The sequence below is a fragment of the Catenulispora yoronensis genome (genome assembly GCF_039531695.1).
Classification (GTDB): Bacteria; Actinomycetota; Actinomycetes; order Streptomycetales; family Catenulisporaceae; genus Catenulispora; species Catenulispora yoronensis.
Map to the genome: position 1 here is coordinate 16302 of NZ_BAAAQN010000008.1, position 11231 is coordinate 27532.

General features: G+C 70.6%; 10 protein-coding genes. 5 read left to right on the forward strand and 5 right to left on the reverse strand.

Annotation, left to right across the window (positions count from 1 at the left end):
• The first annotated feature begins 48 nt into the window (after positions 1-48).
• Positions 49-1341, forward strand: a complete 1293-nt coding sequence (locus ABD481_RS09120; RefSeq protein WP_344665121.1) for a glucarate dehydratase family protein — start codon at positions 49-51, stop codon at positions 1339-1341.
• Complete coding sequence (locus tag ABD481_RS09125) at positions 1314-2483, forward strand: hypothetical protein (protein ID WP_344665122.1); 1170 nt, start codon at positions 1314-1316, stop codon at positions 2481-2483. Before ABD481_RS09120 ends, ABD481_RS09125 begins: the two co-directional genes overlap by 28 nt.
• A gap of 106 nt (positions 2484-2589) precedes the next feature.
• On the opposite strand, the gene ABD481_RS09130 is transcribed toward ABD481_RS09125, so the two are convergent.
• On the reverse strand, positions 2590-3420 hold the full coding sequence (locus ABD481_RS09130) for an SDR family NAD(P)-dependent oxidoreductase (protein WP_344665123.1): 831 nt from the start codon (positions 3418-3420) through the stop codon (positions 2590-2592).
• Positions 3421-3550: 130 nt separating this feature from the next.
• A complete protein-coding gene (gene nagB, locus ABD481_RS09135; RefSeq protein ID WP_344665124.1) occupies positions 3551-4333 on the reverse strand; it encodes a glucosamine-6-phosphate deaminase in 783 nt (260 codons plus the stop codon).
• 242 nt (positions 4334-4575) lie between these two features.
• On the opposite strand from nagB, the gene ABD481_RS09140 reads away from it, so the two are divergent.
• Entirely contained in the window at positions 4576-5109 is a 534-nt protein-coding gene (locus tag ABD481_RS09140) for a DUF7822 domain-containing protein (RefSeq protein ID WP_344665125.1), read from the forward strand.
• Positions 5110-5114: 5 nt separating this feature from the next.
• Here the strand turns inward: ABD481_RS09140 and ABD481_RS09145 are convergent, their stop codons facing one another.
• Positions 5115-6002 (reverse strand): NAD(P)H-binding protein, encoded by an 888-nt coding sequence (locus tag ABD481_RS09145; RefSeq protein WP_344665126.1) that lies wholly within the window; start codon positions 6000-6002, stop codon positions 5115-5117.
• A 188-nt stretch (positions 6003-6190) separates the two neighbouring features.
• Here ABD481_RS09145 and ABD481_RS09150 point away from each other — a divergent pair, with 188 nt between their 5' ends.
• Complete coding sequence (locus ABD481_RS09150; RefSeq protein ID WP_344665284.1) at positions 6191-6616, forward strand: MarR family winged helix-turn-helix transcriptional regulator; 426 nt, start codon at positions 6191-6193, stop codon at positions 6614-6616.
• 265 nt (positions 6617-6881) lie between these two features.
• Here ABD481_RS09150 and ABD481_RS09155 read toward each other — a convergent pair whose 3' ends face one another.
• Together ABD481_RS09155 and ABD481_RS09160 are read right to left on the reverse strand one after the other, a co-directional pair.
• Positions 6882-7982 carry a glycosyltransferase gene (locus tag ABD481_RS09155; protein WP_344665127.1) on the reverse strand — a complete coding sequence of 367 codons (1101 nt, stop codon included), beginning with the start codon at positions 7980-7982 and terminating at the stop codon, positions 6882-6884.
• Positions 7983-8077: 95 nt separating this feature from the next.
• A complete protein-coding gene (locus ABD481_RS09160) occupies positions 8078-10570 on the reverse strand; it encodes an ATP-binding protein (RefSeq protein ID WP_344665128.1) in 2493 nt (830 codons plus the stop codon).
• 196 nt (positions 10571-10766) lie between these two features.
• Between ABD481_RS09160 and ABD481_RS09165 the strand changes: the two genes are divergently transcribed.
• Positions 10767-11222, forward strand: coding sequence for a carboxymuconolactone decarboxylase family protein (locus tag ABD481_RS09165; protein ID WP_344665285.1), 456 nt, complete (start codon positions 10767-10769; stop codon positions 11220-11222).
• The last annotated feature ends 9 nt before the right edge of the window (positions 11223-11231 follow it).

The window sequence follows — 11231 nt, forward strand, 5'->3', positions numbered from 1 at the left end:
TCCCTGGTGTCAGTTCACATACGTGAATATCCAAGAGAGGCCATCGCCATGAGTGCCCTGCGCATCACCGGCACCACCATCACGCCGGTGGCCCTCAAGGACCCGCCTCTCCTCAATTCCTCAGGCGTCCACGAGCCCTTCGCGCTGCGCTCGATCATCGAAGTCCACACCGACGCCGGCATCACCGGCATTAACGAGGCCTACGGCGACGACGCGACGCTGGACCTGCTGCGGCGAGCCGCCGCCGTGCTGCCGGGCGTCGACGTCTTCGACCTCAACGAGCTCAGCCGCCGCGTCTCGGCCGCCGTCACGTCGGTCGCGGCGTCCTCCCCGACCGAGCTGATAGGCGCCGCCTCCGCGGACAAGACCGTCGCGCAGGCCGTCGCCGCCTTCGAGGTCGCGTGCTTCGACGCCCAAGGCCGGGCCGTCGGGCGCCCCGTCTCCGACCTGCTCGGCGGAGCGGTCCGCGACCGCGTCGACTTCAGCGCCTACCTCTTCTACAAGTGGGCCCAGCACCCCACCGCGCCGGACGACCCGCGCGAGTTCGACGTCGACCCCTGGGGCGAGGCGCTCGATCCCGACGGGATCGTCGAGCAGGCCCGGCGCATGGTCGACCGCTACGGCTTCGGCTCCCTCAAGCTCAAGGGCGGCGTCTTCCCGCCCGACGAGGAGGTCGAGGCCGTCCTCGCCCTGCGCCGGGCCTTCCCGGACCGTCCCGTCCGGCTGGACCCCAACGCCAACTGGAGCGTGGCGACCAGCCACCGGGTCGCCGAGGCGCTGGCCGGCGAGCTCGAATACCTGGAGGACCCGACGCCGGGCATACCCGGCATGGCCGAGGTGGCGGCGAAGACCGATCTGCCGCTGGCGACGAACATGTGCGTCACCGGATTCGCCGAGATCCCCGAGGCCGTCCGGCTCGGCGCGGTCCAGGTGATCCTCTCCGACCACCACTTCTGGGGCGGCTACCGGGCCACGCAGGCGCTGGCAGGGCTCTGCCAAACCTTCGGGCTCGGCCTGTCGATGCACTCCAACACCCACCTCGGGGTGAGCCTGGCGGCCATGGTCCACCTCGGCGCGGCCACACCGAACCTCACCTACGCGCTCGACACCCACACACCGTGGAAATCAGAGTCCGAGGACGTGGTGCTCGGGGGCGGACTGACCTTCACCGAGGGCGCGGTGGCCGTTCCCGCCGGTCCGGGCCTGGGCGTCGAGCTCGACCGGGACGCGGTGGCACGCCTGCACGAGCAGTACCTGACCTGCGGAGTCCGGCGCCGCGACGACGCCGGATGGATGCGCCGAGTGCGACCCGAGTGGACGGGGAAGAGGCCGAGGTTCTGATGGGCGACGCGCTGAATATCGCAGCTTACGTATATCCGTGGGACGTTGTCGGCGACCCGGGTGCTCCCGAGTCGGTCGCCGGCCTCGGCCTGGATCATGCCGTCGTCGCGGCGTTCTACCACGCGACGCGGGCCCTGACGCCGCGGCATCCGGGCCACCGCGTGGTCGTGGCCGAGCACAGCGCGTCCTATCTTCCGGTCGACGCGAGCCGCGCCCAGATCCTTCCGCCGCGCCAGACATGGATCGACAGCGACGACGCCTTCGGGGCGACCACGGCCGCGCTCGCGACCGCCGGCGTCAAGACCCATGCCTGGGTGGTGGTCGACCACGTCGACGCGTTCGATGCCCCGCACGTGGTCAATGCCTACGGTGACGTCTATCAGTGGGCACTCTGCCCGGCCCAGGAAACAGTGCACGAATACGCCGTGGCGCTCGCCGCCGCGATCGCGGCCCGCCCGGATGTCGACGGCGTCGAGTTCGAAGCTGCCGGCTGGTACGGCTTCGACCACCTCCATGAGCACGACAAGGTGTCCGGGATCCCGTTCTCCGAGGACGAGCTCTATTTGATGTCGCTGTGTTTCTGCGACTCGTGCCGCTCCGAGTATCAGGACTCGGGGATCGACGCTGCGGAGCTTCGTGCCGCGGTCCGGAATCGCTTGGACGCGCGGTTCTCCAGCAGCGCTCCGAGCGGCGGTACCGGCCTGGACGCAGATCTGGCGGTCGCCGTTCTCGGTATGCGTACGCGCATTGCTGATGATCTGCGGGAAGCGATGGTCCGCGAAGTCCGCGGTCGTCGTGGTGCCGACTTTCCCGTGCTGTTCCATGCGAATCCCCGTCCCCACCGCTCGACCGCCTTCACCGGCGTGGACCTGGCGACGTTTGCGAAGGACGCCACCGGCGTGGTCGTGAACAGCTGGGACGGGAGCACCGAGAACGTGACACTGTCGACCGGCCACCCTGCCGCGGTGCACGCTGGCCTGCTCGGGGTGCGTGGCATGGGGGCGCATCCCGAGCGGTTGGCCGAGCAGGCCACGGCGATGCGAACGGCCGGTGCCAAGGGAATTCGGCTGTATCACGCCGGGCTGGCCTCGAACGGGGACCTTGAGGCCATACGCCTGGCCGTCGCGGCCTGCCGAAGCTGACGCCCACGCGGCCTGTCGAAGCTGACGCCCTCGCCGCCGGCCGAAGCTGAAGCGAAATCGGGTCCCGATCCCTGTTCAGGGGCCGGGACCCGGAATGCCATGCCGGCTATTGCAATCCGACCAGCTTCAGACTCAAGCCGTACAGCTCCGCCCGAGCCGCAGGGTCGTAAGCCTGCTTCAAAGCCCTCGCTTCACGCTGCCGATCGAAGAACCGTCCGCTCACCCCGGCGAGCTTCTGGTCCACGACCAGTCGTCGTGTCGCCTCGACGCCGGTCTCCAGGCTGTCGATGCTGTGGCCGATCTCCTGGAGCACCATCTTCGTCGGCATGTAGGTCGCGGGATGCAGGCTGTTGAAGGTCACTTCCGCGGCCGGGATCCGCTCGGCCAGTTCGACCGTCGACGAGATCTGCGCCAGCTTGCTCTGGCAGTAGGCACGCATCCCGTCGTAGTTCCGCTCCAGCATCACATCGTCGAATTCGATGTCCTGCTGGCCGAGGGAGGCGACGTTGACCACCCGGGCCGGTGCCGACGCTCGCAGCAGCGGCAACAGCTCCTGCGTCAGCAGGAAGCCGGCGAGATAGTTCACGGCGAACCGCAGCTCGTAGCCGTCCTTGCTGACCCGCCGGTCCCGGCCGTCCGGCTCGCCGCCGCCGATTCCGGCGTTGTTGACCAGGACGTCGAGCCGTTCCGTGGCGTCGCGCACCTCCGCCGCCAGGTCCCGCACCTGCGCCAGCTCGGCGAGGTCGGCGCGGAACGTCAGCGGGCGGGGGACGTTATGGGCGTCGCGAATGCCGTCGGCCGTGGCGTCGAGCTTCGCCTGGTCGCGGCCGTGGAGCAGGAGCGAGGTGCCGCCGTCGGCCGCCAGACGGCGGGCCAGGGCCCGGCCCAGGCCGTCTGTGGCGCCGGTGATGAGGACAGTGCGGGGGTGCTGCGTCATGGCAGGGCTTCCTAGCGGGTCGCCGAATCGGGACCCGCTCAGTCTACGCCTTGTCGAGACGAGGCGTCTCGATTTATCGGCGCCCGCCTCGGCTCTCCCCGGGTGCCTGCCCGGCGTTGGATCCCCGGCCTCAGATCCCCTGCCAGGCCGGCTTGGAGGCGAAGGTGACGCGGTAGTAGTCCGACAGCTTCAGCTGCTGCGCGGCGGCCTCGTCGACGACCACGGTCGCGTGCGGGTGGAGCTGGAGCGCGGAGGCCGGGACCAGGCTCGACACCGGGCCCTCGACCGTCGCGGCCACCGCCTCGGCCTTGCCCGCGCCGGTGGCCAGCAGCACCAGGTGCCGGGCCTGCAGGATGGTGCCGATGCCCTGGGTGATGACGTGCCGCGGCACCTCGTCCAGGCCGTTGAAGAACCGCGCGTTGTCGACCCGGGTCCGCTCGGTCAGGGTCTTGATCCGGGTGCGGGACGCCAGCGACGAGATCGGCTCGTTGAAGCCGATGTGCCCGTCGGTGCCGATGCCGAGCAGCTGGAGGTCCACCCCGCCGGCGGCGGCGAGCTGCTCCTCGTAGGCGGCGCAGGCGGCGGGCAGGTCGGCGGCGCCGCCGTCCGGTCCGAGGAACTGCTCCTCCGGGATGCCCAGCGGCTCCAGCACCTCGCGCTTCAGCACCGCCCGGTAGGACTCCGGGTGCCCGGCCGGCAGGCCCACGTACTCGTCGAGCTGGCAGACCTGGAGCCGGGAGGTGTCCACCTCGCCGGCCGCGGCCTTGGCGGCCAGCGCCTGGTACACCGGCAGCGGCGTCGAGCCGGTCGCGACGCCGAACAGTGCGTCGGGCTTGCGGGCGATCAGCTCGGCGACCGCGCCGGCGACGAGCTCCCCGCCGGCTGCCGCGTCCGCGACGATGACGACTTCCATGACGACCCCTGGTTCAGTGATGGCATACGGAGCGGGTGGATATTGGTATAGACCAAACTTACCGGAGGGGGCGCGGGGGTGCGCGGCCGGGACATGACGTCGCGGTGGCGGGCGGGCGGCGATTCGGTAGGAGGTGGGGTGAAGGGGGTGATTGGGGACTGCCCGCGGCGTCCCCGGCGGTCCATGAACGACTGTCCCCGATCCGCCCCGGCGGGCCTGCGCGTGGTGTTAGCGTCGCCGCCATGGCCAACCGTTCTTACCTTTACTCAGCCGAGACGCTCCCGACCGAGACCGAGAACCCGACTCGGGTGAACTGCGTGTCCGAGCACCGCTGGGACATCCCGCTGGCCCACAAGCTGCTGGTCGGTCGCGAGCCGCGGGTCGTGCAGTCGATGATCTGGGACCCGAAGATAGGTATTGGCGCGGATTACGCCGGTGGAACCGCTTTGCTGCTGGACCTTTTGCGGGTGGTGGGGGAGGGCGTGGACGAACCCGAGTTCGCATCGCGCGTCGCCGAGATCGCCGCGCATCTGGAGAAGCAGAGCGCGGCGTTCTTCATTCTGGAAACCGGCGAGATGATCTCTTTGGACGGTGGCGACGTCGAAGAGGCGGTCGAACAGTTGGTCGCGACCGACATCCCTCGTGCCGTGGCGCGGGCCGAGGCGGCGATTGCTGGTGAGGATGACGAGTGGCTGGAATCGGTGCGCGCGTCGTGGCGCGATCATTTCGATTCCCATTACAGCAACGTGCTCTACTTTTCGTTTCCTACTGAATAGCGCTCTTATTCCGGTCCGAAGTCCGTACGTCGTTCTTCCACCCATTCCCGCAACGACCGTGGCGGCCTGCCGGTGATCCGCTCCACGCCGTTCGTCAGCGTCGCCGGATGCCCGACGGTGGCGGCGGCGCTGTCCAGCAGCGTGGCGAGCACCTCTTCGGACAGCCACGCCTCCCGCCGCGCCAGCGCTTGGTCGCGGCTGATCCTTCTTACGTCGACCGGTCGGCCCAGTGTCGTGCCGACCACGGCGGCGGCCTCGTCCAGCCGCAGCGACTCCGGTCCGGTGAGGATCTGCATCCGGGAACGGTGAGCGGGGTCCCGCAGCAGTTCGGCTGCCACCGCGGCGACGTCGTCCGGGTGGATCGGCGAGATGTTGGCGTCCGGGTAAGGGAGTTCCACCGGTTCGCCGGCGCGGATCGCGGCGCCCCAGTCGCGGCGGGCGTTGGTGGCCAGCCAGCTCGGATACAGGACCGTGTGTTCGAGGCCTGAAGCCGCGAGGCGTTCTTCGTTCAGCCGGTGGACGCGGCCGATCGGTCCGCGGTATTCGGCCGCTTCGTAGGAGGCGGGGGAGGACAGCAACACCGCGTAGCGCACGTCGGCCTCGCGGGCGGCGGCCAGGAAAGGAGTGGTGTCGCCGCGAGTGGCGTAGAGGAAGACTGATTCGACGTCCTTGAGCGCGGCCTCGAAGCCGTCGGTCGCGGTGAGGTCGAGGTCGACGACGTCGATGGCCCCGACGCCCTCGACGCCGTTGGGGGATTCGGGGGAACCGGCGGGGCGCGGACGGTCCGGGGCGCCGGACCGGGCCGTGGCCCGGACGGCGCGGCCGGCAGCGTGCAGACGTGCCACAACACGACTTCCGATGTTCCCGCGTGCGCCGACGACAAGCACGGTCATGGCTGAACCCCCTGGTTAGCATGGGTCATTGCTCGGGCAGGGCAAAACATCTTTGCTGTCAAAGATAAGTGGAGGCGTGCGCGGTGTCCACCAAGGCGACTGGCAGAACCCCCGGCAAAGCGACCGCGAAATCCGCCGGCACCCCGGCCGAGCCGGTGTCGCCGGAGCTCAACGAGGCCGTCCGTTCGATGCTGCTGCTCATGCCGCGCCTGGTCGCCCACGCCAAGCGCATCCCCCCGCCGCCCGAACTCGCCGGCCTCACCCTGGGCCCGCGCCACCTGTCGCTGCTCGCCTTCCTGCTGCTGGACGGCCCGGCGACGGTCAACGACCTCGCCGCCCGGCTCCAGGTGGCACCGACCACGGCGAGCCTGGTGATCGGCGACCTGAGCCGGAAGGGCGTGCTGCGCCGGGCCGAGGACGACGCCGACCGGCGCCGCCGCATCGTCAGCATCGCACCGGGCTCCCGCTCCGCGATCGAGGCCTGGCTGGCCCCGGGCGCCGAGGCATGGCGCCGAGCGCTGGGACCGCTGTCGACATCGCAGCGACGAGTCGTGGTCAACGCACTGCTGGCCTATGAGGCCGCTGTCGCCGAGCTGCGGGCCGATGCGGGTTGAGCGCGGCTTGGCGCGCGAGAGGTCTGGTGCTGACGCGAGCCGGGGCTGCGTCGAGGACCGGGGAGGTCGGTGTCGGCGCTGAGGCGGGCGAGGCGGGTCTCGCGGTCGGGGCGGGCGTCGCGGACAAGCGAACGCGGGCCGCTCCCGACACCTCGTGTCCGGCGGCCCGCGTTCCAGCGGTCTAGGTCGTGATCTAGGTCATGGTCTGGATTGTGCTCTGGGTCGTGCTCTGAATCGCGCTCTGGGTCGTGCTCTGGATCGTGGTCTAGGTCGTGGCCGGATCGGAGTCGACCGGGATCCGGTCGAGCCAGCGGGCCAGTTGCAGGGTGGAGATCAGGCAGAGGGTCGATTCCGCGCCCTGGTTCGGGTTGCGGCTGTCCTCTGCCAGGCCGTCGAAGCAGCCGCCCGTGACATCGTCGATCATGGGGATGCGGCTGTCGTTGTCGCCGAGGAACCAATCCACTGACATGCGGACGCCGGTGAGCCAGCGGCGGTTGCCGGTGACCAGGAAGGCGCGGGCGCAGGCGTCCGCGTAGGCGGCCGGTTCGATGGCCTGCTGGTGGAAGCCGGGGCGGGGTTGGCCCAGGCCCCAGCCGCCCGCGGGGGTGGGGGACAGGTGGCCGTCGCGGGTGGCGGTGGACAGGAGCCAGTCGAGCAGGGCCAGGCCGTCGCGCAGGATGGCCTCGTCGCCGAGGTACTGGCCGGCGGCGATGATGGCTTCGGGCAGGGCGGCGTCGGCGTATTCCAGGCGCGGCTCGGGCCAGGGCCAGGCCGGGTCGGAGCCGCCGCGGCCGATGACGGTCACGGCGTCGGCCAGGAGTTCCCGGGCGCCCTGGTGGTCGGGCAGCACGTCGGCCACTTCGGCGGCGCCGAGGGCGGCGAACGCCATGGCGTGCCCAATGGTGCTGCGGAGCTTGACCCCGTCGGCGAAGCGTTCCAGGGCCACCGCGCGGATCCAGGGTGTCGGGCCGCGGGAGGCCGCGGTGCCCAGGGCCCACACGCCTCGGCCCCACCACTCGCCGGTCTCCGGCTCGTCGTGCCACTGGCGGTCGTAGCCCAGGCGGTTGTGGAAGCCGCGCTCCCGGTCCTGGGCGTGCAGCAGGAACGCGAGATAGATCTCGGCGAGGCGGACCAGTTCCGGCGCCGGCTCGGGTTCGCGGCAGATGACGATAAGGGCGCGCGTGACGTCGTCGACACAGTAGCCGTGCCAGCGCTTGGGGACCGGACCGCGTGCGTGCTCGAACATTCCGCAGTCGTCGCTCATCCGGATCAGATGGTCGAAGGACGGCTCGGGTGTTCCCCCGGACAGCAGGCGCAGCAGCTCGCGGTCGGACGGCCTGGTCTCCAGGCGGTCGTCGATGGTCATAGGGATCAATCTCCTTTCGTCCGAATCCGCCGCCATACCCGGAATGCGGTGAGCTAAGCGCTTTGGCGCGTCCGGGTTTTTCGGCTGGTTAGGAGCTACTGGGAGGGGTCGGTCGGGAGGGCCGGGCTGACGTCCCCCGACACGGCGGCGATGCCCTCGCGGGCCAGGGCTTCTTTTTGGCGGTTTCCAAGGCTCCGGGCCAGATCCAGCGCCTCGCGGTGCAACGCCAGGGCCTGGTCCGGGCGGCCCGCCTGGCGGCAGGTCTCGGCGTAGCTGTCGAGGAAGTGGATCTTCCAGTGCTCCTCGAAGAGTTCTTCGAGGAGCGCGAAGGCCTGTTCGTGGCTCGCCAGCGCCTCTTCGTAGCGGCCCATGTGCCGCTGCGCGACGCCCAGGCAGTTCAGGCACCACGCCTCGTTGTGGGTGTGGCCGTCTTCGCGAGCCAGGATCAGGGCCTGATGGAGATGGTCGGCGGCCTCTTCGGGATGGTCCGGCGCGATCGCCACGCCGAGGGTGATGCGGGCGGCGAGGGCCGGCGGCCAGGCCGGGTCCGGGTTCGGCACGGCCATGGCCAGCGCGGCGCGGGCCAGGTCCGCGGCTTCTTCACGACGGCCGAGCTGGAGCAGCGCCCAAGCCTCGTAGGCCCTCGCGTGCGCCACTCCGGGCGCGCAGTCGGCGTCGGCGTAGAGCTTTTCGGCCTGGTGGAACAAGTCCAGCGGCTCGTCGACCAGACCTTCGTCCCAGCGCAGATACGCCCGTCGCATGACGAGCTCGGCCTGCTGCAAGAGAGACTGGGCGTCAGTGCCCTGCGACATCAGGGACGCGGCCGCCTCGTACTCGGCGGCGGCCTCGGCCATCCGCCCGGCGTTGTAGCGGGCAAAGCCGAGGTCGCTGTGCACTTCGGCGAGGCGGACCGGATCGGCCAGCCGCTCGGCCGCCGCGAGGGACCGCTCGAAGAGAACATTGAGATGGGTTGTCCCGCAGCGGCGGGCGAAGAAGGCACGCATGACGCGAGGCAGCTCGCAGGCGTGCGCGTCCGCGCCGATGGCGATGGCTGCTTCGAAGGCGCCGACGAGGTTTCCGTACTCGGTGGCGTACCAGGCGAAGGCCGCGTGCTTGGTGGCGAATTCGGGAACTGCTATGGGGGATTGGCCGGCGCGAGGAGACAGCGGGAACCGGGAGTCGCGGCCGCGGCTGGGCGCGAGAAAGGGCATCGCGGCGTCCGCGGCGGCGGCAGCGGTCACGTAGTAGTCGAGCAGGCGCTCCAGAGCGCGTGCCCGGTCGGCATCAGAGTCCTGCTGCTCGGACGCGCGCCGGGCATGTTGGTGCACGAGATCGTGCATCCGATAACGATCTGCTGAGGGCTGCTGGACGAGGTGTGCGTCGAGCAGGTCTTCCAGCATGGCGCGCGCGGTCCGCAGCGGGATGTCGGCCAGAGCGGCTGCCAGGTATTCGTCGAACGACGAACCGGGCAGCAGGCCGAGCAGACGGAACAACCTCGCCTGCGCGCGGTCGAGCTGCCGGACCGACATGGCGAGGGCGGTGTCGAACTCGTCCGTGCCGTCGGCCATGCGCTCGATGAGGATTCCGACCGTCCAGCCGGGCCGGTGCCGGAGCCGGGCACCGGCGAGGCGCAACGCCAGCGGCAGGTTTCCGCAGAGCCGGGCCACCTCGGCCGCAGACTCGGGATCGCGGGCCAGCCGGCCGGCGTTGGTGCCAGTGCCAGTGCCAGTGCCAGCCCCGGCATCCGGACCGACAGCCTCCCCGCTGGCGCGGCGAAGCAGCTCGGCGCTTTCCTCGGGACTGAGGACGTCGAGCGAGACCGGCGGCACCTCGTCCAGGCCCACCAAACGATTCCGGCTGGTGATCAGGACCGCCGAATCGCCCGCGCCCGGCAGGAGCGGACGGACGTGTTCGGCGTCGGCGACGTTGTCGATGACCACGACGGCCCGGCGCCGTGCCAGCTCCGCGCGCCAACAGGCCGCGAGCTGCTCCACTCCTTCGAGCGGCACGCGCTCGGACGGGACGTCCAGCGCGGTCAGCAGCGAACGCAGCGCGGGATCGGCGCCCAGCGGCTCGCGTCCGTCGGTGAAGCCGTGGAGGTCGACGTAGAGCTGGGCGTCGGGGTAGTCGCTCGCGAGGCGGTGCGCGGCGTGGACCGCCAGGCAGGTCTTCCCGACGCCGGCCATGCCGTCGATCGCCACGATCCGGTGGTCCTCGACGGCGCCGAGCACGGCGGCGAGGTCGGCGGTCCGCCCGGTGAAGTCCGGCGTGTCGCGCGGCAGGTCGTTGCGCGGCGGGAAGTGCACCTGCCGGCTCGATCTCGGCGGGGCCGGAAGCGGGTTCGAGGCCCGTTCCCAGACCGGTCGCAAGGGCCGCGGATCGCGTTTGACGAGGCGGCACAAGGCGATCACGGCAGGCCAGGGCGGGACGGTCTGTCCGGCCAGGTACCGGGACAGCGACGACGAGCTGAGGCCGCTGTCGCGGGCCAGTGCGCGCACGCCCAGGCCGGAGAGTTCCTGAACCGCCCGCAGCCTGGCCGCCAGCTCCTCGGCGGGGTCCGCGGTCGTTGTCCGCCCCTCGGAAACCACAGATGGTGCCTTTCGTCTCGGTGCTCGTCCCGTCCCGCGGCGACGCGGTTTTCCCACGCCGTGTCGCTGCTGGTCAGGCCTGTTCCACGCGTCCCACCCTGTCCCATCGGCATCGTCCCGGGCAACCGATCGGCGCTGAAATGAAGCCACGGCCCGAACGGCGGGCCGCGGAACCCACCGGATGGAGACCACCACAATGCAGTCCCGTATGCAGAACCCCGCCATGATCCTCTCCGGCGCGATGAAGCCGATCCAGGAGATCTTCCAGGCGGCCCACTCCGCCGGTGTCGACGGCCAGACGCTGGAGCTGGTCCACCTGCGCGTCAGCCAGATCAACGGATGCAGCGCCTGCGTGGACGCCGGCGTCAAGACCGGCCGGAAGGCCGGGCTGACCGACGAGCAGCTCGGCATGGTCGCGGCCTGGCGCGAGACGCCGTACTTCAGCGCCGCCGAGCGGTCGGCGCTGGCCCTGGCGGAGGCCGCGACGCGGCTGGCCGACCGGGCCGACGCGGTCAACGACGAGGTGTGGGACGCCGCCGCCGCGCACTTCGACGAGAAGCAGCTCGCTGCGATCGTGCTGATGATCGGCGTCACCAACATGTTCAACCGGCTCAACGCCGCGACGCGGCAGATCGCCGGCGCTTGGGGCTAGGAGCCCCCT